Source organism: Pseudoxanthomonas winnipegensis (assembly GCF_030322905.1).
In the GTDB taxonomy this organism is placed as follows: Bacteria; Pseudomonadota; Gammaproteobacteria; order Xanthomonadales; family Xanthomonadaceae; genus Pseudoxanthomonas_A; species Pseudoxanthomonas_A winnipegensis.
In genome coordinates, this window is record NZ_CP095475.1 from 4,428,885 (window position 1) to 4,450,850 (window position 21,966).

Sequence of the window (21,966 nt, forward strand, 5' to 3'; positions counted from 1 at the left end):
GACACCCCACGGTAGGCCGCGGGCGTTTAACGCCGCGTCCACGCCTGGTGACGTCCACACGACATGCTAGGCTCGCGCGCACCTTCGCTGATGGGATGTGCTCATGCGCAGATCGCTTGCCGTTCTCACCCTGTGCGCCGCGCTGGCGCCAGTGGCCCTCGCACAGCAGGCGAGCCCGCCGTCTGTTGTGGCGCCCGCGCTGAAGGCCAGCGTCGATGGCAGCTGGCGCAAGCCGGACAATGTCGAACGCGACAAGTACCGCCATCCGGGCCAGACGCTGACCTTCTTCGGCGTGCAGCCGCACGATACGGTGATCGAGATCACCCCGGGCAACGGCTGGTACTCGGAAATCCTGGCGCCCTACCTGCAGGCCGAAGGCCAGTACATCGCCGCAGTGGTCGACCCGGCGGCGGTGGCCGAATCCTCGCGCGCCTACCAGCAGAAGGCCGCCGACAGCCTGCAGGCGCTGTTCGACGCCGATCCGGCGCATTACGGCAAGGCCAGGCTGGTGCGCTACTCGCCGGCCGCCCCGGTGTTCGGTCCGGCCGGCTCGGCCGATGTGGTGCTCACCTTCCGCAACGTGCACAACTGGCGCATGGCCGACAACGCCGAGGCGATGTTCAAGGGCTTCTATGCCGTGCTCAAGCCCGGCGGCACGCTGGGCGTGGTCGAGCATCGCGCCAAGGGCGACGTGGCCGACGACGACAAGAGCGGCTACGTCGGCCAGGCGCAGGTGATCGCGCTGGCCACCGCGGCCGGCTTCCGGCTGGAGGGGCAGAGCGAGATCAACGCCAACCCGCGCGACACCAAGGACTATCCCGGTGGCGTGTGGACCCTGCCGCCGACCAACAAGCACCCGCCGGCCGACGACGCCAAGTACCGCGCCATCGGCGAAAGCGACCGCATGACGCTGCGCTTCATCAAACCCTGAGCGAAGAGGACCCGGCATGCGCGGGCGAGCCCTGCTGACCGGCGCGGTCGCGCTGCTGGGCGCGGTTCTGGCCGCGATGGCCGTGCTGATGCTGGCGGCCGCGGTCGCAGGCAATGTCGCGCAGGGACAGACCGGATGGGTCATGCAGGCGATCGGCCTGCTGCTGTTTTCCGCCCCGGCGCTCGCATGGCCCTTCTCGTCGCGCGTGGCGCGCGCCCTGCTCTTCCTGGCGCTGTCCGCGCTGGCGTTGCTTTCGCTCTGGCTCGTGTTCTGGCCGCAGGGCGTAACGCAGGTGCCGGTACTGACACGGATCGCAGTGATCGCGTTCGTCGTGCTGTTGGTCGTCCGCATGTGGATCTCGGCAAGGCGGACCAGAGCGGCGACGGGAACGGAGGCGCGGGAATGATCCGGTTCGAGGCCGAGGAGAAGGCGGCGATCGTGCGCCGGATCCAGCTGTATTTCGATCAGGAGCTGCGCCAGGAGATCGGGCGCTTCGATGCGGAGTTCCTGCTGGACTTCTTCGCCGAGGAGATCGGCGGTTACTTCTACAACCGCGGCTTGTACGACGCGCAGGCTGTGTTGGCCGCGCGCGTGGACGATCTCAACGAGGCCATCGTGCAGCTCGAGAAGCCGACCGAGTTCCGCAGGTAGCGGCGCGCGTCGCGATCCTCGTGATGGGGTCGCTGCGCACGGGGGATAATGCGCGGCCCCTGCATCCCGCGCCGCTTCGCCGTGCTGATCGCCTTCAACAAGCCGTTCAACGTGCTGTGCCAGTTCACCGACCGCAGCGCTACGCCGCGGCCGACGCTGGCCGGCTTCGGGCTGCCCAAAGACGTCTATGCCGCCGGCCGGCTGGACTACGACAGCGAAGGCCTGCTGCTGCTCACCGATGACGGCACGCTGGCGCATCGGCTGACCGATCCGCGCCACAAGCAGGACAAGACCTACTGGGTGCAGGTGGAGGGCACGCCGCAGCCTGCGCAGCTGCAGGCGCTGAGCACGGGCGTGGTGTTGAACGATGGCCCCACCCTGCCCGCGCGCGCGGCCCTGCTCGATCCGCCGCCGGCGCTGTGGCCGCGCGATCCGCCGGTGCGGGTGCGCAAGACCGTGCCCGATGCGTGGCTGGCGCTGACCCTGCGCGAGGGCCGCAACCGGCAGGTGCGGCGCATGACTGCGGCGGTGGGGCTGCCCACCTTGCGGCTGGTGCGCGTGGCGATGGGCGGCATCGCGCTGGACGGCCTGCAGCCGGGGCAATGGCGCGTCGTGCAGGGCTGAAGCAGCCAACGCCCAAAACGCGAACACCCGGCGAGGTGCCGGGTGTCGGTGAGAAGCTGGCTCGGCCGCCGCTACCGCCGTTGCGGCGCGACGGCCGAGGACTCAGCGTGAAACCTTTAGTCCTTGGCGGGCGTTGCCTTGGGCGCCACGCGGCTGTAGCGGGTCGAGCGCGAACGCACGCCGGCATTGCCGCGGGTGGTCGCCGGCTCCAGGCGCCGGGCGCTGCCGTTGAGCGGCTGGCCCTGCTTTTCCTTGTACTTGCGATAGACGGCATAGCCGATCAGGCCCACGCCCACCGCGGCGGCGGCGCCCACGGCCACCGGATTGCGCTTGACGAAGTTGCCGGCGACCTTGCCGCCGGTGCGCACCGCACCCAGCGCGGCGCTGCTCTTGAACAGCTTGGCGGCCTTGGAGCTGCGCGAGGGCAACAGGTCGCGCGCGCTGCTGCCGGCATGACGCAGGCCGTCGCCTGCCTGGTGGACCAGATCCAGGGCGGTTTCCAGGGCGCGATCGCTGATGTCGGAGAACTTGCTCATGGGGGACCCCCTTGGGTGATGACAGGCGACCAGTGTCCCGGCCGCGGTGTGGAAGGCTTGTGTGCGCCACGCCGCGAGGCCTGCCGCAGGCTGAATGCCGGGATTCGCTTGGGACTCGCTCTTGGGTGGGAGCAATCGTCTCCACAAATCTCGCAGCGGCCTGCCTGTAGAGCGGAGCTTGCTCCGCTGGGGCTTTCCCACGAACCGAACGAAGAGCAGCGGAGCGAGCTCCGCTCTACAGGTGGGCGCGAACGCAAGAAGAAGGGGCTCAGGTGCCGCGCGGCTTGGCGCGGTGGGTGGCGGTGGCGCTCCAGGGGTCGTCGGGCCAGGGATGGCGGGGATAGCGGCCCTTCATTTCCTTGCGCACCTCGGCATAGGTGTTGGCCCAGAAGCTGCGCAGGTCCTGGGTGACCTGCAGCGGCTTGCCGCCCGGCGAGAGCAGGTGCAGGGTCAGCGGCACGCGCCCGTCGGCGATGCGCGGGGTATCGCCCAGGCCGAACAGTTCCTGCAGCTTGACCGCCAGCACCGGCGCGCGCGGGCTGCCGTCGTGTTCCAGGCCGTAGTCGATGGGCCGCTCCAGGCCGGAGGGCACGGCGATGCGCGTGGGCGCGAGGGTGTCGATGCGCTGGCGCAGGGACCAGTCCAGGCCGGACTTGAGCGCCTCGCCCAGCGTGGCCTCGTCCAGCGCGTCCAGGCGCGTCTTGCCGGCGAAGGCGGGCGTGAGCCAGTGGTCCAGCGTGGCCAGCAGGGCCGCATCGGAGCGGTCGGGCAGCGCCAGCTCGGGCATCCAGGCGCGCAGGCTCTGCACGCGCGCCTGCCACTGGCGCAGGCCCGGCGTCCACGGCAGCGCGTCCAGGCCGAGTTCGCGCACCGCCTCGGTCAGCGCGCCGGCGGCCTGCGCCGGGTCGACGCGGCCGGCCGGGCGCGCGTCCAGCACGATGGCGTCGAAGCGCGTCTCGCGCTGGGCCACCAGCGCGCGCCGATCCGCGTCCCAGCGCACGTGGTCGCCGGTGGAGAAGCGCGCGGCGAAGGCCTGGCGCAGCGCGGCCTCGTCCACCGGCGCGCCGCGCAGGATCAGGCCGTCGCGCGCCTCGAAACGCAGCTCGCTGGCCACGATCCACGGCTCGCCGCGCAGGCTGCTGTCGTCGAACAGGCGCGCGGTGCGGCCGTTGCTCAGCGCATAGCGCAGCGGATCGGTCGCGTGGCGGAAGCCGATGCGGTCGGGGAAGGCGTGGATGAGCAGATCGCCGAGCACGTGCGCGTCCAGTTCGGCCGGGGCGCTGGCGTCCTCGCGCACGCGGCGGCGCCACTGGCGCGCGGCGGCGTCGATGGCCGCCAGGCCGCCGCGGTGCGCATCGCCCGGCACGCGTCCGTTGCGGAACGCCGCCAAGGCACGCCAGCGCGCGGCCAGGCCGTCGCCGGCCTGGCGCAGCGGATCGCGCGCCTCGATCAGGGCGGCCAAGTCGCAGGCCACGGCGCGCAGCGGTCCGGCCGGCGCGGCCAGCAGCATCGCGGCCAGGCGCGGATGCGTGCCCAGGCGCAGCATCCGCCGCCCGGTCTCGGTGATGGTGCCGGCCTGGCCCAGCGCGCCGAGCTTGCGCAGCAGGTCGCGCGCGGCGGCCAGCGCGCCGGCCGGCGGTGGATCGGGGAAGCGCAGCGCGTCGCTGCCCCAGGCGGCCAGCTCCAGCGCCAGCGCGGCCAGTTCGACCTGGGCCAGCTCGGGGCGGCGCTGCGGTTCGAGCCGCTGCGAGGCCGGCCACAGCCGCCAGGCGACGCCCTCGGCGACGCGCCCGGCGCGGCCGGCGCGCTGGTCGGCCGAGGCCTGGGCGATGCTCACCACATCCAGCCGCGAGAAGCCGCTGTTGGGGTCGAAGCGCGGCTCGCGCGCCAGGCCGCTGTCGATCACCACACGCACGCCAGGCAGCGTCACCGACGACTCGGCCACGTTGGTGGCCAGCACCACGCGGCGGCGACCGTCGGGATCGGGCTGCAGCACCTCGGACTGGCGCTCGACCGGCAGCTCGCCATGCAGGGCCAGCACGCGCGCCTGGCCCAGCGCCGGGCTGTGGCCCAGCGCGGCTTCGACCTTGCCGATCTCGCGCTGCCCGGGCAGGAACACCAGCAGGTCGCCGGGCTGCTCGGCCAGCGCCTGCTCGATCGCGCGGCGCACCTGCGACTCCAGCGCCTCGTCGCGGCGCGCGGGGAAATGCGACACCGCCACCGGGAAGCTGCGGCCGGCGCTGGTCAGGCGCGGCGCGTCCAGCCACTGCGACAGGCGCTCGCCATCCAGCGTCGCCGACATCACCACGATGCGCAGGTCTTCGCGCAGGCCGGCCTGCACGTCCAGCGCCAGGGCCAGGCCGAGGTCGCCGGCCAGGTGGCGTTCGTGGAATTCGTCGAACAGCAGCGCGCCGACGCCTTCCAGCAGCGGGTCGTCCTGCAGCATGCGGGTGAGGATGCCTTCGGTCACGACCTCGATCCGCGTGCGCGGGCCGACCTTGTTCTCGAAGCGGATGCGGTAGCCGACGGTCTCGCCCACTGCCTCGCCCAGCTGCCGGGCCATGAAGCCGGCGGCGGCGCGCGCGGCCACGCGACGCGGTTCGAGCATCACGATCCTGCGGCCTTCCAGCCACGGCGCGTCGAGCAGGGCCAGCGGCACCTGGGTGGTCTTGCCGGCGCCGGGCGGGGCCTCGAGCACCAGGCGCGGATGGTCGGCCAGCGAGGCAGTGATCTGCGGCAGCAGCGAAGCGATGGGGAAGGACGGTGCGGACATCGCGCACAGGATAAGGCGCGCGTCGGCCACGCCCTACAATGGCCGCCCCCACGTTCGTGCGCCACGCTCCATGCAGCTGATCGACATCGGTGCCAACCTCACCCACGAGTCCTTCGACCGCGACCGCGACGCGGTGCTGCAGCGCGCGCGCGCTGCCGGCGTGGCCCAGCTGGTGATCACCGGCGCCAGCCGCGAGCATTCGCCCAAGGCGTTGGACCTGGCGCGCGCGCATCCGGGCGTGCTGTTCGCCACCGCCGGCGTGCATCCGCACCACGCGGTCGAATACACCGAGGAGTGCGACGCGGAGATGCGCGCCCTGCTCGCGCAGCCGGAAGTGGTGGCCGTGGGCGAATGCGGGCTGGACTACAACCGCGACTTCTCGCCGCGCCCGGCGCAGCGGCGCGCGTTCGAGCGCCAGCTGCAGACCGCGGTGGACACCGGCAAGCCGCTGTTCCTGCACCAGCGCGATGCGCATGCGGACTTCATGGCGATCATGAAGCAGTTCGACGGCCGGCTGCCGGCGGCGGTGGTGCATTGCTTCACCGGCACGCGCGAGGAGCTGTTCGACTACCTCGACCAGGACTGGCATGTCGGCATCACCGGCTGGCTGTGCGACGAGCGCCGCGGCGCGCACCTGCGCGAGCTGGTCCCCAGCATCCCGGCGCAGCGGCTGATGATCGAGACCGACGCGCCCTACCTGCTGCCGCGCACGCTCAGGCCGCTGCCGAAGGACCGGCGCAACGAGCCGGCCTTCCTGCCGCACATCGCCGAGGAACTGGCGCGCGACCGCGGCGAGGACGCGGACCGCATCGCCCAGGCCACCACCGCGACCGCGCGCGCGTTCTTCGGCCTGCCTGGCCAAGCGGTCTAGGACTCGACCTTGTCGTCCTCGCGCTTGGCATCGGCCATCGCCTCGGGCTCCAGCTCCTCGGCGGCGCGGTTGAAGCGCACGAACACGCCCCAGGACACCAGCAGCAGCGCGGCGGTGGCGCCGATGGACGCCGCATAGGGCAGCTGGCTGGGCGCCTCGTGCGCCATCTCGAACACCGACACCAGCGTCTCGATCGACAGCGCGATCACCACCACCACCAGGAAGCGCGACAGGTAGCGGCGCACGCGCGTGGGCCCGCTGACCTTGACGTCGCGCAACACCTCTTCCTCGAAGATCGTCTGGCCCAGCTCGATCGACACCAGCGCGATGGTCAGCAGGCCCACGCACTCGAGCACGGTGTTGAAGCGCGCCCGCATGTCCGCCCCGGCCGGCGCCTGGACCAGGCCGTGCCACAGCTCCCGCGCGGCCAGCCACAGCAGGGCCACGCCGCACAGCACGAACATGAAGATCACCAGCACGTGGCCGGCCTTGAACAACCCGGACAAGCCCTTCATCTGCACCGCTCCCCTAGGACGCAACGCCGCGCAGCATCGGCAGCGGCGCGTGGCGGCGGCGCGAAGGAGTCAGGTGAGCTGCGCGGCGTAGACCTGCAGGTGGATCCAGGCCGTGTCCAGGCGCGGCACGCGCAGGCCAAAGTGGGCGGCGCGATGGGCCATGTCGCCGACGATGTGCGCGGCTTCCACGCGCTGACCGGCCTGCAGGTCGCGCAGCATCGAGGCGGTCAGCGACGAGCCGGGCTGGGTGAGCACCTCCAGCATCGAGGCCTGCGCGGTCTCGGGCACCTTGGCGCCCGCCGCGGCGGCCACGTCCAGGCACTCGCGGTACAGGCCGGTCATGAAGTCGCGCCCGCCCTCGCAGGCCACGATCGCACCGACACTGCCGCGCATCAGGCAGGTCGCCCCCGCCAGCGCGGTGAGGAAGCTGTACTTGGTCCACTGCGCCACGGCGATGTCGCTGCGCGCCTCGTACTGCACCCCGGCCTGCGCCAGCACCGCGGCCAGGGCCTGCACGCGCGGTGTGTCGCCGCTGCCGTCACGCTCGCCGAAGGTGATCGAGGCCGCCTTGCCCAGGTGCACGATCTGGCCCCGCTCGCCCTTCATCGCGCTGATGAAGCACAGCCCGCCCAGCACCTTGTCCGCGCCGAAGCGCGCATCCAGGGCCGCGTAGTACAGCAGGCCGTTGAGGATCGGCAGCACGTTTGTGTCCGGGCCGACCGCGGGGGCGATGGCGTCGAGCGAGCTGTCCAGGTCGTAGGCCTTGCAGCTCAGCAGCACCAGGTCGAAGGGCCGCTGCGCCGCCAGCGCCGGCAGCGCCTCGGCGGTGACGCGGGCCACGGCCAGGTGCGCGTCGCCCAGCGGGCTCTCGATCACCAGCCCGTCGCGGGCCAGCTGCTCGGCGCGCGCCGGACGCACCAGGAAGGTCACATCGACCCCGGCCTGCGCCAGGCGACCGCCGAAATAGCCGCCGGTGCCGCCGGCCCCCAATACCAGGATGCGCATGCCTTGCCTCTTACTCGGTCAACGGCAGGCATGTAAGCACGCAGGCGCGTGCTGCGCCATCGCGCGCGCCTGCGCCGAAGGCGACGCAGGCGGACGTAGCGGTCATTGCTTGACCAGCTCGACCCGGCGGTTGCTGGCCTTGCCGTCTTCGCTGCTGTTGTCGGCCACCGGGTCGGCCTGGCCGAAGCCGGCGGCGGACAGGCGCCCGGCCTCCACGCCCTGCGCGGTCAGCGCAGCCACCACCGCCTTGGCCCGGCCTTCGGACAGCGCCTTGTTGTGCGCCGCCTCGCCGGTGTTGTCGGTGTAGCCGTTGACGGCCAGCTTCAGCGCCGGATCGTCCTTGAGCAGCTGCACGACCTGGGCGATCTGCGGCTGCGAGTCGGGCAGGATCTCGGTCTTGTCGGTGGCGAAGTTGACATGCAGCGCGACCTTGCCGGCCTTGTCGATCTGCGCCTTCAGCGCGCTGGCCGGCAGCAGGCCGGCGGTGATCTGCAGCGGCCTGGTCTCGGCGATCAGCAGCCCGGCGCCGAACTGATAGCTGCACAGGTGGATCCAGATGTCGCGGTCGGCGCGATGGACCACGAACACCTGCACGGGGTTGTTGTAGAAATCGCCCAGGCCATCGACGAAGCGGGTGGTCGGATCGCCGCGCCAGGTCTTGAGCTGGTCGCGCGCCTCGGCGGGGATCTGCCCGTCGAAGATCTTGCGCCCGCCCATGGTCGCCACCGCCGCCTCGATGTTGCGGGTCAGTTCCAGCTGCGAGAACGTCTTGCCCTGCGCCGCGCTGACATTGGTCCACCAGATCCGGCCTTCCACCGGCTCGAGCCGGTCGCCCGTCCACAGCGGCACCTGGTCGAACTCGGCCAGCTCCGCCTTGTTGGTCGGCACATAGCCATCGGGCAGCTTGAGATACGGGAAGTCGCCCAGCGCCACGCTCGACACCGGCAGGCTGGCCGGATCGAAGCCCTTGGCCGCGGCCGGCGCGGTGTCCTTGGCCGCCGCGGGCGCCGAATCGGCCGGCGCGCTCGCCGCGGGCGCGGCGGCGTCCTGCGCCGAGGGCGGCTGCGGCTGCGGCTTGCACGCCACCAGCGCCAACGCGCCGCTCAGCACCGCCACGGTCATGACCACCTGCCTCATGTCGCACTCCTTTGCCTGGGGATGGCCGGCAAGTGTAGTGCGCGGCGGTGGACCGCCGCACCGGTCGGGCCGTGCGTCGCTGACGCAGGGCCCGATGCGGCCGTCAGCTGCGCAGCCCCACGCCGCGCTTGAGCAGGTAGAGGCCCAGCGCGGCCAGGGCGACGACGAAGCCCAGCATCAGCGCATAGGCCACCCACAGCGGCACGTCCGAGCTGCCCAGCAGGCCGTAGCGGAAGGCGTTGACCATGTAGAAGATGGGGTTGAGATGCGTGGCCGCTTCGGCCCAGCCCGGCAGCAGCTTGACCGAATAGAACACGCCGCCCAGATAGGTCAGCGGGGTCAGGATGAAGGTCGGCACGATGGCGATGTCGTCGAACTTCTTGGCATAGGCCGCATTGACGAAGCCGGCCAGCGAGAAGATGGTCGCGCCCAGCAGCACGGTGCTCAGCGTCACCAGCGGATGCGGCACGCGCACCGGGGTGAAGAACATCGCGATCGCCAGCACGATGGCGCCAACCATCAGCCCGCGCAGCACCGCGCCGGCCACGTAGCCCAGCAGGATCACCCAGTTGGGCATCGGGCTGACCAGCAGCTCCTCGACATGGCGCCCGAACTTGGCGCCGAAAAAGCTGGAGGAGATGTTGCCGTAGCTGTTCTGGATCACACTCATCATCACCAGGCCCGGCACGATGAACTGCATGTAGGAAAAGCCGCCCATGTCGCCGATCTTCGAGCCGATCAGGCCGCCGAAGATCAGGAAGTACAGCGTCATCGTGATCGCCGGCGGCACCAGGGTCTGGCCCCAGATGCGCAGGATGCGGGCGATCTCGCGTCGGGTGATGGTCCACAGCGCGGTCAGGTTGCGGCGGGCGTTGCTGGTGGTCGGCACCAGGGTCGGGGTACTGCTCATGCGGAGGTCTCCTGCGCGGCGGCGGGCGCAGCGGTCATGCGGACGAACAGCTCTTCGAGCCGGTTGGACTTGGTGCGCATCGAGCGCACGCGGATGCCGGCCTCATCGAGCGCGTCGAACACGCGGTTGAGTTCCATCTGCCGCGGCATGTCCAGGTCCAGCGTATGCGGGTCGGCGGCCAGCAGCGTGGCGCCCTCGATCACCGGCAGCTGCGCGGGCAGCTCGCCGTCGATGTCCAGCAGGAAGCCCTCCACGTCCAGCTGCGCCAGCAGCGCGCGCATCGGGCCCTGCTGGACGATGCGGCCGTGGTTGATGATCGCCAGGTTGCGGCACAGGCTCTCGGCTTCCTCCAGGTAGTGGGTGGTGAGGATGATCGTGGTGCCGGCGGCGTTGATCTCGCGCAGCGTCTTCCACATGCCGCGGCGGATCTCGATGTCCACCCCGGCGGTGGGTTCGTCCAGGATCAGCAGGCGGGGGCGGGTCATCATGGCGCGGGCGATCATCAGCCGCCGCTTCATGCCGCCGGAGAGCGTGCGGCTCATCAGGAAGGCCTTGTCCCACAGCTGCGCGCGCTTGAGCTCTTCCTCGGCGCGCGGAACGGCCTCATCGCGCGGGATGCCGTAGAAGCCGGCGTAGTTGACCAGGATGTCGAAGGGCTTCTCGAACAGGTTGAAGTTGATCTCCTGCGGCACCAGGCCGATCAGGCGCATGGCCGCGTCGCGGTGCGCGACCAGGTCCGTGCCGAACACCTGCACCTGCCCGGAGGTCTTGTTGACCAGCGAGGAGATGATGCCGATCAGCGTGGACTTGCCGGCGCCGTTGGGCCCGAGCAGGGCGAAGAAGTCGCCGGGCTCCACGCTCAGCGATACGCCCTTGAGCGCTTCGACGCCGTTGTCGTAGCGCTTTTTCAGATCGACGATGGACAGCGCCGGCACGGGACCGGCGACAGGGGAGAGCGAGGTCATGGAAGGCCTTGGCGCGGGCGTTGAGCCCGCATGACAGACAGAGCCCTATTATAGGTGCCCCGTCCCGGCAGCCCGGGCATCCCACCGTTCCAACGCCTTGGCCATCGCGCAGTTTCCGCTGGAATTCATCGCCCGCCGCATGCTGGCCCCGAGCGTGGGCCATTACGTGTTCCGCCGCGCCGATCAGGCCGCGCTGGATTTCATCCCTGGGCAGTTCATCCAGGTGCACTTCACCATGGCCGACGGCAGCGCGGCGCGGCGCAGCTATTCGCTGGCCAACGTGCGCACGCCCGGCGCGGCGGCCGACGGCACGGTGGAGATGGCGGTGAGCTATGTGCCGGGCGGAGCGGCCACGGCGCTGTTCGAGGCGCTGACGCCGGGCCAGGTGGTGCAGGCCAGCGGGCCGTTCGGCCGTTTCACCCTGCAGCCGGGCGATGCCAACGCGCGCTATGTGCTGATCGCCACCGGCACCGGCGTGACGCCGTACCGGGCCATGCTGCCGGCGCTGGCCGCGGCCATGGCCGGGCGCGGCGTCGAGGTGGTGCTGCTGCAGGGCGCGCGCACCCTGGGCGAGCTGCTCTACCACGACGAGTTCGCCGCCTTCGCCGCCGCGCACCCGGGCTTCTCCTACCTGCCCTGCCTCTCGCGCGAGCAGCAGGCCGGCGCGCAGCACGGCTATGTGCAGCAGGCCCTGCCGGGCATCGCGCCCGACCCGGCCCGCGACATCGCCTACCTGTGCGGCAACCCGGACATGGTCGACGCCTGCTTCGAGGCGCTGAAGGGCGAAGGCCTGCCGATCCCGCAGATCCGTCGCGAGAAATACGTCAGCTCGAAATAGCGCCTGGCCGCGATGTAAAGCGTGCTTGACACGACGCCGCTGCCGCGCGCAGGATGGTGTCAACCTTCCTTGACATCGCGCTTCGCATGGACACCGCTTCCGTTGCACGACCGCGCCCAGGCGCGCCGCCTCCCGCCACAGGCCGGGCACGCCGATGAATGACCAGACCACACCCCCGCCGCGCTCGCTGCGCTGGCGCCTGCCGCTGATCGCGGCCCTGGCCGCCGCGGTGGCGGTGCTGGCGCTGGTGCCCGGCCTGCTGCCCACGCTCAGCGCCGAGGGGCGGCAGACGCTGCTGGGCATGGCGGCGGGCATGGGGACCGCGCTGGCCGTGCTGCTGCTGGTGCTGCTGATCCCCGGTGCCCGCCGCACCTACTTCCTGCTGCTGGAGGCCCGCGAACAGGGCGCCTGCGCCGACCGGCGCGTGCGCTGGTTCAGCGGCATCGCCCTGGCGCTGTACGTGCTGCTGGTGCTGTTGGCGCGCTGGGGCGTGCCGCAGACCGCCTCGCCGCTGCAGGTGCTGGTCCTGGGCGCGCTGCCGCTGCTGGCGATGGGGCTGTTCGTGGCGGCCACCGTGCTGCGCCTGCGCCAGCTGGACGAGCTGATGCGCAAGCTGGAAGTGGAGAGCTGGGCGCTGGCGGCGCTGCTGGTCTCGCAGGGCTATTTCGCCGTCTGGCTGCTGCTGCGCCTGGGGCTGGTGCGGATCGACGCCGGCAACGCCCTGCTGTGGGTGGGCGTATGGCTGATGGTGGTGCAGCTGGTGGTCTACACCTGGCAGCTGCGCAAGTACCTGTGAACAGCCGCGTGCGCGAACTGCGCGAGGCGCGTGGCTGGTCTCAGGCGGCGCTGGGCGAGCGCCTTGGCGTGTCGCGCCAGACCATCAACTCGATCGAGACCGGCAAGTACGACCCCAGCCTGCCGCTGGCCTTCCAGATCGCCCGGCTGTTCGGCGAGCCGATCGAGGCGATCTTCCTGTTCGAACCGTAAGCGGCGCCGCGCCGCGGTCACATCGGCCGGCGCCGCGCGTCATGTCAGCATCCACATCCGGACCACGGATGCCTTCCAAGGAGAGTCCCATGCAACAACGATGGTGGTGGCCAGCCCTGCTGCTGGCGGCCAGTGTCCCGGCGGCGCAGGCGCGCACGCTGGGCACGCTGGAGTTCAAGCCCTGCACGCTCAGCGCGCCGCTGATGCCCGCCTCGGTGGAGGCCCAGTGCGCCACGCTGCAGGTGCCGGAGAACCGCGCCGCGCCGGGCGGACGCAAGATCGCCCTGCGCATCGGCTGGGTGCCGGCGCAGAACGACACCTCGGCCGAGCCCGATCCGGTGTTCATGCTGGCCGGCGGCCCGGGCCAGTCGGCGCTGGATACCTATCCGCAGCTGCAGACCGCCTTCGCCAAGGTCAACGCCAAGCGCCACGTGATCCTGGTCGACCAGCGCGGCACCGGCGGCTCCAATCCGCTGCAATGCCCGCAGCCGGACAAGGCGCAGGACATCGACACGCCCGATGCCGCCGGCGCCTATGCGCGCAGCTGCCTGGCGCAGCTGGAGAAGAAGGCCGACCCGCGCTTCTACACCACCGGCGATGCGATCGCCGACCTGGATGCGGTGCGCCAGGCCATCGGCGCAGCCAAGATCGATCTGGTCGGCGTGTCCTACGGCACGCGCGTGGCCCAGCAGTACGCGGCCACCTATCCGCAGCACACGCGCGCCATCGTGCTCGACGGCGTGGCGCCCAATTCGCTGGTACTGGGCAACGAGTTCGCGCAGAACCTGGAAAGCGCGCTGGACCTGCAGTTCGCCCGCTGCGCCAACGACAAGGCCTGCGCCGACAAGCTGGGCAACCCGCGCCAGCGCCTCAACGCGCTGATGCAGACCCTGCGCACGCAGCCGCCGACGGTGAACTTCCGCGACCCGGTCACCGGCGCGGCGCGCCAGGAAACCCTGCACGCCGGCGATGTGGCCGGGCTGGTGCGCATGTCGGCCTACATGCCGCTGATGACCGCCACCCTGCCCCTGCAGTTCGCCGAAGCCGCGCAGGGCCGCTACGACACGCTGGCCGCCACGGCCAGCCTGATCGGCGGCTCGCTCTCCGATTCGATGGCCATGGGCATGCAGCTGTCGGTGATCTGCGCCGAGGACGGCAGCGAGCTCGCACCCGATCCCCGGCAGGACGGCTCGCTGCTGGGCAACGCCATCGTCGAGGGGCTCAAGGCGCAGTGCGCGGTATGGCCCAAGGGCACGCGCGCGGCGAACTTCCGCAAGCCGCTGTCCACCGAGGTGCCGGCGTTGCTGCTGAGCGGCCAGTTCGATCCGGTGACCCCGCCGCGCTACGGCGCGGAAGTCGCCAAGTCGCTGCCCAACGCGCGCCATCTGGTGCTCAAGGGCCAGGGCCACAACGTCATCGCCGTGGGCTGCGCGCCGCAGCTGCTGGGCCAGTTCCTTGACAAGGCCGACGCCAAGTCGCTCGACGCCACGTGCCTGGACCGCCTCACCGACACCCCGCCCTTCACCGGCTTCTACGGATGGGACCCATGATCGCCCTGCAGAATCTCCACAAGACCTTCCAATCGAAGAAGACCGTGGTCAAGGCCGTGAGCGGGGTGGACTTCACCGCCGCCGACGGCCAGATCACCGGCCTGCTCGGTCCCAACGGCGCCGGCAAGACCACCACCCTGCGCATGCTCTACACGCTGATGCAGCCCGACCAGGGGCAGGTGCTGATCGACGGGCTGGACGTGGCCGCCGATCCGCAGGCGGCGCGGCGCGCGCTGGGCGTGCTGCCCGACGCGCGCGGCGTGTACAAGCGCCTGACCGCACGCGAGAACATCGCCTACTTCGGCGCGCTGCACGGCCTGGACAAGGCCACCATCGCCGCGCGCACCGAGCGCCTGGCGCACGCACTGAACATGACCGACTTCCTGGATCGGCGCACCGAGGGCTTCAGCCAGGGCCAGCGCACCAAGACCGCCATCGCCCGCGCGCTGGTGCACGACCCGCGCAACGTCGTACTGGACGAACCGACCAATGGCCTGGACGTGATGACCACCCGCGGCCTGCGCGAATTCCTCAAGCAGCTGCGCGGCGAAGGTCGCTGCGTGGTGTTCTCCAGCCACATCATGCAGGAGGTGGCCGCGCTGTGCGATCGCATCGTGATCATCGCCAAGGGCACGGTGGTGGCCGCCGGCACGCCCGATGAACTGCGCGCGCTGTACGGCCGGGACAACCTGGAGGACGCCTTCGTCGAAGCGATCGGTTCGGAGGAGGGCCTGCTGGCATGAACAGTCTCAAGACCCTGTGGGTGGTGATGCGCAAGGAGTTGCTCGACTTCTTCCGCGACCGCCGCACCGTGGCGCTCTCGCTGCTGCTGAGTCCGGTGCTGGTGCCGGTGCTGCTGATCGGGCTGTTCACCCTGACCGAGAACCGCATCCGCGACCTGACCGACAAGCCGCTGGAGCTGCCCGTGATCGGCAAGCAGCACGCGCCCAATCTGATTGCCTGGCTGGAAGGCCAGAACGTCACCATCGTCGATCCCCCGGCCGATGTCGCCGCGGCCATCGCCGAGCAGAAGGCCGACGTGATCCTGCGCATCGGCGATGACTACGGTGAGAAGTGGCGCAAGAGCGAACCGGCGCCGGTGGAAGTCCTGAGCGACTCGACCCGGCAGAACGCCGAGGTGCCGGTCAAGCGCGTGCAGGCCTTGCTGCGCGCCTACAACAGCCAGGTCGGCGCGCTGCGCCTGCTCGCGCGCGGCGTCAGCCCTGCGGCCGCCGCGCCGCTGCAGATCAGCGACACCGACATGGCCTCCGAGGAGGCCAAGCGCGGCCGGCTGGTGGGCGTGCTGCTGCCCTACCTGCTGATCCTCAGCGCCTTCATCGGCGGTGCCTACCTGATCATGGACGGCACCGCCGGCGAGCGCGAACGCCAGTCGCTGGAGCCGCTGCTGGCCACGCCCGCCCCGCGCGGCGCGGTGGTCAGCGGCAAGGTCGCCGCGGCCTGCGCGGTGGCACTGCTGTCGCTGGCGCTGACCCTGCTGATGTTCAAGCTCACCGCGGTGATCTCGCCCACGGTCGGCCGGCAGATGGCGGTGAGTTTTTCCACCATCGCGCTGCTGCTGCTGATCCTGATGCCGATGGTGTTCATCGGCACCACGCTGCTGACCTACCTGTCGGCCACGGCCAAGAGCATGAAGGAAGCGCAGAGCCACATGAGCTGGCTGATGCTGCTGCCGATGCTGCCCTCGATCGTGCTGATGGTGAACCCGGTCAAGACCCAGCTGTGGCAGTTCGCCGTGCCGTTCCTGGCGCAGAACCAGCTGATCCTGAAGGTCGTGCGGGGCGAGGTCGTCTCGCCGGCGCAGTGGGGCATCTATCTGGGCGCCAGCTTCGCCCTGGCCGGGCTGATGTGGTTCCTGGCGGTGCGCCGCTACCGCGGCGAGCAGCTGGCGATCTCCGGCTGAGCCTGCATCGCCCGCAACGAACAAGGGCCGGCAATGCCGGCCCTTCTTTTTGCGTTGCCGGGCGCGCTCAGCCCGGGTTGAAGGCGATCGTGCGGCGCGTGGTGCTGGTGGCGCCGGTGGGCTCGAACTTCCAGCGCTTGACCGCGGTCAGCGCGGCGCGATCGAACACGCGCGGCGGCGTGGCCTGGACCACGCGCACGTTGCTGACATCGCCATCGCCGCCGATGGTGATCTCCACCACCACCTGGCCGCTGGTGCCGGCGCGCAGCGCATCCATCGGATAACGCGGCGGCGGCGCGCTGAGCAGGCGCCGCTCGCCGCTGGAGGCGGCCGACGCGGACGAGGGCGATCCCGATGGCTCGGCTGGCGCTGCCGCAATCGGCGCCGGACGTTCGGCGGCGGCCTGCGGGCGCGGCGCGGGCGCGGACGCGGGTGCGGCCGGCGCATCGCGGGTATTGTCCTCGCGTGCGGCGCGCGGCTGGGCGGCCTGCGCCTGGGTCGCCTGCTTCTGCTGGGCCGCCTGTTCGGCCAGGCGCTGGGCCTCCCTGGTCTTGGCCTCGGCGGCGGCCTTGGCCTTGGCCACCTCGTCACTGCTCTGCTGGGCCAGCAGCTTCTCGCCGGCCTCGGTGGCCGCCGCCAGGCGCGGCAGGGATGGCGCGTTCGGATCGGCCTTGCGGATCAGCGCCTGCAGGCGCCGGGCCTCGTCGAAGTCCTTGCGGCCGATGCTCTGTTCGGCGGCGATCACCGTGTAGGGCATGAAGTCGGTCAGCGCGCTGGTCACCGCCGGATCGTCGGGCTGCTTGTCGCGCAGGGCGAGGTAGTACTCCACCGCATTGTCGCCAGCCGGTGCGTACAGACGGTTCTGGCCGATCGCACGCGTGGCGGCGGCGCGCAGATCGTCGGTGCTCATGGCCTGCACGCTGGCCGCCACCGCGCCCTTGGGCGCGGCATCGGCGGCGATGGCCTGCGCGGCGCTCTGCGGGTCGGCCGGCGGCGGCGTGCTGGCGGCCGGCGTGGAAGCAGGCTGCTGCGAGCAGGCGGCGAGCAGTCCCAGCAGCGCAAAGGCGGCCACGGGCCGCAGGGCGGTCGGTGTGAGCTTGGACATCGATGGTTCCCCTGAAGGGTCCGCATGGCGCGGACCAAGTGGCGAAACTCGCGTCAAGCGCCGCGGTTGTCAACTGCCCGGGCGGGTCACTTGCCGATGCAGAACGTGGAAAAGATCCGGCCCAGCAAGGCGTCGGGCGAGATCCTGCCGGTGATCTCGCCCAGCGCGTCGTGGGCCAGGCGCAGTTCTTCGGCGGCCAGCGCCAGGGATTCGTGATCGAGCTCGCGTTTTGCCAGTGTCGCGTGCTCGCGTGCGTCTTCCAGCGCCTGCACGTGGCGGGCACGCGCCGAGAATTCTCCCTCCACCGCGGCGCCGGCCTGGCCCAGCGCAAGGGCCTGCAGACGCGCGACCAGCGCGTCGAGGCCGGCGCCGGTGCGCGTGGACAGCGCCAGCGCGTCCTGGTCCAGGCGCGGCGCGTCGGGCAACAGGTCGAGCTTGTTGTGCAGCCACAGCTTGGGCGTGGCCGGATCCAGCACATCGGCCACCGCGGCGCGGCCGGCCTGCGGATCGCGTGCGTCGAGCATCACCAGCGCCACATCGGCGCGGCGCAGTTCGTCGCCGGCGCGGCGCATGCCCTCGCGTTCGATCGCATCGCCGCCTTCGCGCAGACCGGCGGTGTCGACCAGGGTCAGTTCGACGCCGTCGATGCGGATCACTTCGTGCAGCGTGTCGCGCGTGGTGCCGGCGGTGTCGGTGACGATGGCGCGTTCGCGCCCGGCCAGGGCGTTGAGCAGCGAGCTCTTGCCGGCGTTGGGCGGCCCGACGATCACCACGTGCAGGCCATCGCGCAGCCGGCGACCGCGCTGGGCTTCGTCCAGCAGCTGCTCGAGGTCGGCCAGCAGCGCCTGCACGCCGGCATGCACGGCCGCGCCGCCCAGGGTCTCTAGCGGCTCGTCGGCGAAGTCGATCGCCGCCTCCACGTGGACCCGCAGCCGCAGCAGCTGCTCGGCCAGCGCTTCGACGCGGCGCGAGAACACGCCATCGAGCGAACGCCGCGCCGCACGCGCCGCGCGCGCATCGCCGGCGGCGATCAGATCGGCCACCGCCTCGGCCTGGGCCAGGTCGAGCTTGCCGTTGAGGAAGGCGCGTTCGGAGAACTCGCCCGGCCGCGCCTGGCGCGCACCCAGCGCGCAGGCGCGCGCCACCAGCGCACGCAACACCACCGGACTGCCGTGCGCCTGCAGTTCGACCACGTCCTCGCCGGTGAAGCTGGCCGGCGCGACGAAGGCCAGCGCGATGCCATCGTCGATCACCTCGCCCGCGCCGTCGACGAAGCGCGCATAGCGCGCCTGCCGCGGCGTCAACTCGCCCGCGCCCATCGCCTGGGCGATCTGCCTGGCACGCGGGCCCGACAGGCGCACGATGCCCACCCCGCCCGCGCCGGCGGCAGTGGCCACGGCGGCGATGGTGTCGGTGTGCGAGGGCGATGCGTGCATGGCGTGCGGATTCGATGAGGACAGTGCGGCGGACGGCATCGTGCCCGTGCTGCCGCGCAAAAACAAAAAAAGCTTCGCCGGAGTGCCGAGGGCACGCGTGTTGATGACATGAGCGCGGTGGTGTAGAGCGGACTTCGCCGAGCAGCCTCGACCCGGCCGGGCGCGACTCCTCGGCTCGGTCCGCCATCCCTGGCCCGCTCTCCGCGCGTCCGCCAGGGTCGAGGCTTTCGCGGCGGATAGACCAGGGCTCCTTCCGACCCGAAGGCATCGAGCAAGCGCTCTGCCCCCTCCCTTTCGCCGCAGGCGAAGGGGAGCTCGAAGTCGCGAACTAGCGACTGAGGGGGTGGTGCTTTTGCTCTTCGCTTCTGTGGCTTGCCCGGTAAAGCCCCGACCCCTCCCCATCCCTCCCCTGCGCTGCGCGCAAGGGAGGGGGCCTCAAGTCGATGCCTTCCCGTCGCTGATCGCGTTGGTTGGGAGGGAGGGGCTTGAACGACCGCGCAAACCGAAGCGTTGTGACTTGACGCGAGCCGCCCCTGCCCATCCGAAGCCGCAACGCCCACACGCCGCGATCCATCACCGTGAGAGAGACAAAACAAAAGCCCGCCGAAGACGGCGGGCTTTTGCGGTGAAGCGTCGAGCGACTTACTTGCGGACCGTCTTGTCCGGCTTGTCGCTCTCCGGCTTGCCCAGCGAAGGCTGGCCGTGGACGCGGCCCATCCACCACTGCTGCAGCAGGCCCAGGCTGCCGTTGGTCACCCAGTACAGCACCAGGCCCGAGGGGAAGAAGGCCATGGTCGCGCCGAAGATCAGCGGCATGAACTGCATCATCTTGGCCTGGGTCGGGTCCATGCCCGTGGTCGGCGAGAGCTTCTGCGTCAGCCACATCACCAGCACGTTGAGCACCGGCAGGATGAAGTAGGGATCGCGCGCGGTGAGGTCGTGGATCCACAGGATCCACGGCGCCTGGCGCAGTTCGACCGACTCGTTGAGCACCCAGTACAGGCACAGGAAGATCGGCATCTGCACCAGGATCGGCAGACAGCCGCCCATCGGGTTGATCTTCTCCTTCTTGTACAGCTCCATCATGGCCTGCTGCAGCTTGGCCCGATCCTCGCCGTAGCGCTCCTTGAGCTGCTGCATGCGCGGCTGGAACTTGCGCATCTTGGCCATCGACTTGTACTGGGCCGAGGACAGCGGGAACAGCACCAGCTTGACCACTACCACCAGACCGATGATCGACCAGCCCCAGTTGCCGAGCAGATCGTGCAGATGGCTCAGGATCCAGAACAGGCCCGAACCGATCACCGCCAGCGGCGCGAAGCGGCTGTAGTCCACCGCGCTGTCCAGGCCGGGAATGCCCGAGGCCTTGATCGCCTTGACCAGCTTCGGGCCGACCCACAGCCGCGCATCGGTGGTGCCGGTCTGGCCCGGCGCCACGGTCAGGCTGGGGCCGGTCTCGCTGACCAGGTAGCGGCGCACGCCGCCGACGGTGCGCTCATCCAGCGACACCAGCGCCGGCTGCTGCGGATCGGGCACCCAGGCGCTGAGGAAGTGATGCTCCAGCATCGCGATCCAGCCGCCCTTCATGTCCTGGTTGAGCTTGCCGTTTTCCAGGTAGTCGTCGCCGAACTTGCGGCGCTCGTAGGCCCCGCTGGCGGTGCGCCACGCGGCGCCGACCAGGCTGAAGGCATGCGGGTTGGTGATGCCGCCCTTGACCGGCGGCGGCGGCGTGCGCTCTAGCTGGCGATAGATCACCGCCGTCCACGGCGCACTGCCGGTGTTGGTGACCTGGTCGGAGACGCCGACCAGATAGGCGCCGCGGGTGATGGTGAAGGTGCGCACGATGCGCACGCCGTTGCCTTCCCAGACGAAGGGAATGCGCAAGCTGTCCTGGCCGCTGGCCAGCACGTAATCGCGCTGCGGCTGCTCGGGGCGGAACACCGCGCCCGGGCCGGGCGCGGCGCTGCCCTGGCTGGTCCAGGCCAGGCCGGCGGTGTAGAGCTGGGCGGGGTTCTGGTTGAACAGTTCCACCGGCGGTGCGCCGGGATCGCGGCTCTGCGGGTACTGCAGCAGCTGCGCGCGCAGCACCTTGCTGCCGTCGATGACCAGCTTGAGCGTGTCGGTGGTGACGGTGACCTGGGTCGAAGCCGCGGCCGGCGCGGCGGCGGCTGAATTGGCCGGTGCGGTCGTGGCCGCGGCGGTGCCGGGCGACGGCGTGGTCGCCAGCCCCTCGGTGCTCGGCACGCCGCTGCCGCCGGCATCGGCCGCAGGCGTCGTCGTGGCCGCCGCCACCGGGGTGGCCGGATGGTCCTGGGCGGTCTTCCACTTGCCCCACTCCATCCACAACAGGGTCGCCACCATCAGCCAGGCGAAGATCAGGAAAACACGGGTCTGGTTCATGGAAGCAGGCAGTCTCAGCCGGTTGCAGCGTCCGGCGTGGAAAGGGAAGAGGAGGGGCGCGCTGGCGCGGGGCGCATTGTGCCGCCCGCATCCGGGGCGGGCAACGCGCCGGCGCGCTGCAGCAGCTGATCGAAGGCCGCGCGCAGCTGCGCGGCCGAGGCCTGCGCGGCCGCCGGGCGTGCCACCAGCACGTAGTCGCCGGCCGGCAGCGCCAGGCGCAGCGCACGGAAGTGGTCGCGCAGCACGCGCTTGATGCGGTTGCGTCCGACCGCGCGCTTGTCGACCTTGCGCGAGACCGCCAGGCCCAGGCGCGCCTGTTCGCCACCGGCCGCCAGGTGCAGGGCGATCAGCGGCGTGGCGTGGCGGCGGGCGAGGCCGAAGACCCGGGTGTACTCGGCCGAGGTGCGCACGCGCGCCCGGCGGGGAAAGGTCTTGGACGAAACGTCAGGACTCATGGCACGACAAAGCCCGCGCCGTTGCGCGGCGCGGGCTTGGTGTGCAAACGCATGCTGTGATGACCGGCCGCGCACGAGGCGCGGCGCGAGACATCAGGCGCAGAGCGTCTTGCGGCCCTTCGCGCGGCGACGGGCGAGGATCTTGCGACCGTCAGCGGTCTTCATGCGGGCACGGAAACCGTGGTCGCGCTTGCGCTTGAGGTTGCTGGGCTGGTAGGTGCGCTTGGTGGCCATGGGGCACTCTCAGGCGATAAGGGGTGGAAAGAACCGGAAATTCTACGGGGCGGCCAAAGCGCGCGTCAAGCTTGCGTGTGCCCGGCCTGTGGATGGAACTGTGGATGAGCGGTGGTCGGACG

General features: G+C 70.9%; 23 protein-coding genes. 11 read left to right on the forward strand and 12 right to left on the reverse strand.

Annotated features, from left to right (window positions below; all coding sequences use genetic code 11):
* Positions 1-103 precede the first annotated feature (103 nt).
* The 4 genes from MWN52_RS19405 (at position 104) to MWN52_RS19420 (ending at position 2,206) form a co-directional block, all read left to right on the forward strand.
* A complete protein-coding gene (locus MWN52_RS19405; RefSeq protein WP_205956761.1) occupies positions 104-931 on the forward strand; it encodes a class I SAM-dependent methyltransferase in 828 nt (275 codons plus the stop codon).
* Positions 932-947: 16 nt separating this feature from the next.
* The gene (locus MWN52_RS19410) at positions 948-1,337 is read left to right on the forward strand and encodes a hypothetical protein (RefSeq protein ID WP_286575941.1); all 390 of its coding nucleotides are present in this window, start codon (positions 948-950) and stop codon (positions 1,335-1,337) included.
* Positions 1,334-1,582 (forward strand): DUF2164 domain-containing protein, encoded by a 249-nt coding sequence (locus MWN52_RS19415; protein ID WP_286575942.1) that lies wholly within the window; start codon positions 1,334-1,336, stop codon positions 1,580-1,582. Before MWN52_RS19410 ends, MWN52_RS19415 begins: the two co-directional genes overlap by 4 nt.
* Positions 1,583-1,663: 81 nt before the next feature.
* On the forward strand, positions 1,664-2,206 hold the full coding sequence (locus MWN52_RS19420) for a pseudouridine synthase (protein WP_286577805.1): 543 nt from the start codon (positions 1,664-1,666) through the stop codon (positions 2,204-2,206).
* A gap of 116 nt (positions 2,207-2,322) precedes the next feature.
* On the opposite strand, the gene MWN52_RS19425 is transcribed toward MWN52_RS19420, so the two are convergent.
* Both MWN52_RS19425 and hrpB read right to left on the reverse strand, forming a co-directional pair.
* The gene (locus MWN52_RS19425) at positions 2,323-2,742 is read right to left on the reverse strand and encodes a hypothetical protein (RefSeq protein WP_130520327.1); all 420 of its coding nucleotides are present in this window, start codon (positions 2,740-2,742) and stop codon (positions 2,323-2,325) included.
* A 268-nt stretch (positions 2,743-3,010) separates the two neighbouring features.
* Positions 3,011-5,515 (reverse strand): ATP-dependent helicase HrpB, encoded by a 2,505-nt coding sequence (gene hrpB, locus MWN52_RS19430; protein ID WP_286575943.1) that lies wholly within the window; start codon positions 5,513-5,515, stop codon positions 3,011-3,013.
* Between the two features lie 70 nt (positions 5,516-5,585).
* Here hrpB and MWN52_RS19435 point away from each other — a divergent pair, with 70 nt between their 5' ends.
* On the forward strand, positions 5,586-6,386 hold the full coding sequence (locus MWN52_RS19435) for a TatD family hydrolase (protein ID WP_286575944.1): 801 nt from the start codon (positions 5,586-5,588) through the stop codon (positions 6,384-6,386).
* Here MWN52_RS19435 and MWN52_RS19440 read toward each other — a convergent pair.
* The 5 genes from MWN52_RS19440 to MWN52_RS19460 form a co-directional block, all read right to left on the reverse strand.
* A complete protein-coding gene (locus MWN52_RS19440) occupies positions 6,383-6,901 on the reverse strand; it encodes a hypothetical protein (RefSeq protein ID WP_286575945.1) in 519 nt (172 codons plus the stop codon). The two genes, MWN52_RS19435 and MWN52_RS19440, sit on opposite strands and share 4 nt — an antisense overlap.
* A gap of 69 nt (positions 6,902-6,970) precedes the next feature.
* Positions 6,971-7,906, reverse strand: coding sequence for a 2-dehydropantoate 2-reductase (gene panE, locus MWN52_RS19445; RefSeq protein ID WP_286575946.1), 936 nt, complete (start codon positions 7,904-7,906; stop codon positions 6,971-6,973).
* 102 nt (positions 7,907-8,008) lie between these two features.
* Complete coding sequence (locus tag MWN52_RS19450; RefSeq protein ID WP_286575947.1) at positions 8,009-9,043, reverse strand: OmpA family protein; 1,035 nt, start codon at positions 9,041-9,043, stop codon at positions 8,009-8,011.
* Between the two features lie 103 nt (positions 9,044-9,146).
* On the reverse strand, positions 9,147-9,953 hold the full coding sequence (locus tag MWN52_RS19455) for an ABC transporter permease (protein ID WP_130524150.1): 807 nt from the start codon (positions 9,951-9,953) through the stop codon (positions 9,147-9,149).
* Entirely contained in the window at positions 9,950-10,918 is a 969-nt protein-coding gene (locus tag MWN52_RS19460) for an ABC transporter ATP-binding protein (RefSeq protein WP_130520337.1), read from the reverse strand. The genes MWN52_RS19455 and MWN52_RS19460 overlap by 4 nt, the downstream gene beginning before the upstream one ends.
* A gap of 139 nt (positions 10,919-11,057) precedes the next feature.
* On the opposite strand from MWN52_RS19460, the gene MWN52_RS19465 reads away from it, so the two are divergent.
* The 6 genes from MWN52_RS19465 to MWN52_RS19490 all read left to right on the forward strand — a co-directional run bounded on the left by MWN52_RS19465 (position 11,058) and on the right by MWN52_RS19490 (position 16,214).
* Positions 11,058-11,756, forward strand: a complete 699-nt coding sequence (locus MWN52_RS19465) for an FAD-binding oxidoreductase (RefSeq protein WP_286577806.1) — start codon at positions 11,058-11,060, stop codon at positions 11,754-11,756.
* 154 nt (positions 11,757-11,910) lie between these two features.
* Positions 11,911-12,552, forward strand: a complete 642-nt coding sequence (locus MWN52_RS19470) for a hypothetical protein (RefSeq protein ID WP_130520341.1) — start codon at positions 11,911-11,913, stop codon at positions 12,550-12,552.
* The gene (locus MWN52_RS19475; protein ID WP_130534184.1) at positions 12,549-12,743 is read left to right on the forward strand and encodes a helix-turn-helix transcriptional regulator; all 195 of its coding nucleotides are present in this window, start codon (positions 12,549-12,551) and stop codon (positions 12,741-12,743) included. The genes MWN52_RS19470 and MWN52_RS19475 overlap by 4 nt, the downstream gene beginning before the upstream one ends.
* A gap of 89 nt (positions 12,744-12,832) precedes the next feature.
* Positions 12,833-14,293, forward strand: a complete 1,461-nt coding sequence (locus MWN52_RS19480) for an alpha/beta hydrolase (protein ID WP_286575948.1) — start codon at positions 12,833-12,835, stop codon at positions 14,291-14,293.
* Positions 14,290-15,036, forward strand: coding sequence for an ABC transporter ATP-binding protein (locus MWN52_RS19485; protein ID WP_130520347.1), 747 nt, complete (start codon positions 14,290-14,292; stop codon positions 15,034-15,036). Before MWN52_RS19480 ends, MWN52_RS19485 begins: the two co-directional genes overlap by 4 nt.
* Positions 15,033-16,214, forward strand: a complete 1,182-nt coding sequence (locus MWN52_RS19490) for an ABC transporter permease (RefSeq protein ID WP_130524145.1) — start codon at positions 15,033-15,035, stop codon at positions 16,212-16,214. Before MWN52_RS19485 ends, MWN52_RS19490 begins: the two co-directional genes overlap by 4 nt.
* Positions 16,215-16,281: 67 nt before the next feature.
* On the opposite strand, the gene MWN52_RS19495 is transcribed toward MWN52_RS19490, so the two are convergent.
* The 5 genes from MWN52_RS19495 to rpmH all read right to left on the reverse strand — a co-directional run bounded on the left by MWN52_RS19495 (position 16,282) and on the right by rpmH (position 21,844).
* A complete protein-coding gene (locus MWN52_RS19495; protein WP_286575949.1) occupies positions 16,282-17,319 on the reverse strand; it encodes an energy transducer TonB in 1,038 nt (345 codons plus the stop codon).
* 86 nt (positions 17,320-17,405) lie between these two features.
* On the reverse strand, positions 17,406-18,755 hold the full coding sequence (gene mnmE, locus MWN52_RS19500; RefSeq protein WP_286575950.1) for a tRNA uridine-5-carboxymethylaminomethyl(34) synthesis GTPase MnmE: 1,350 nt from the start codon (positions 18,753-18,755) through the stop codon (positions 17,406-17,408).
* A gap of 642 nt (positions 18,756-19,397) precedes the next feature.
* Positions 19,398-21,155 carry a membrane protein insertase YidC gene (yidC, locus tag MWN52_RS19505; RefSeq protein WP_286575951.1) on the reverse strand — a complete coding sequence of 586 codons (1,758 nt, stop codon included), beginning with the start codon at positions 21,153-21,155 and terminating at the stop codon, positions 19,398-19,400.
* Between the two features lie 14 nt (positions 21,156-21,169).
* Entirely contained in the window at positions 21,170-21,610 is a 441-nt protein-coding gene (gene rnpA, locus MWN52_RS19510) for a ribonuclease P protein component (protein ID WP_130520356.1), read from the reverse strand.
* 93 nt (positions 21,611-21,703) lie between these two features.
* Positions 21,704-21,844 (reverse strand): 50S ribosomal protein L34, encoded by a 141-nt coding sequence (gene rpmH / locus MWN52_RS19515; protein WP_014162171.1) that lies wholly within the window; start codon positions 21,842-21,844, stop codon positions 21,704-21,706.
* Positions 21,845-21,966: the final 122 nt, after the last annotated feature.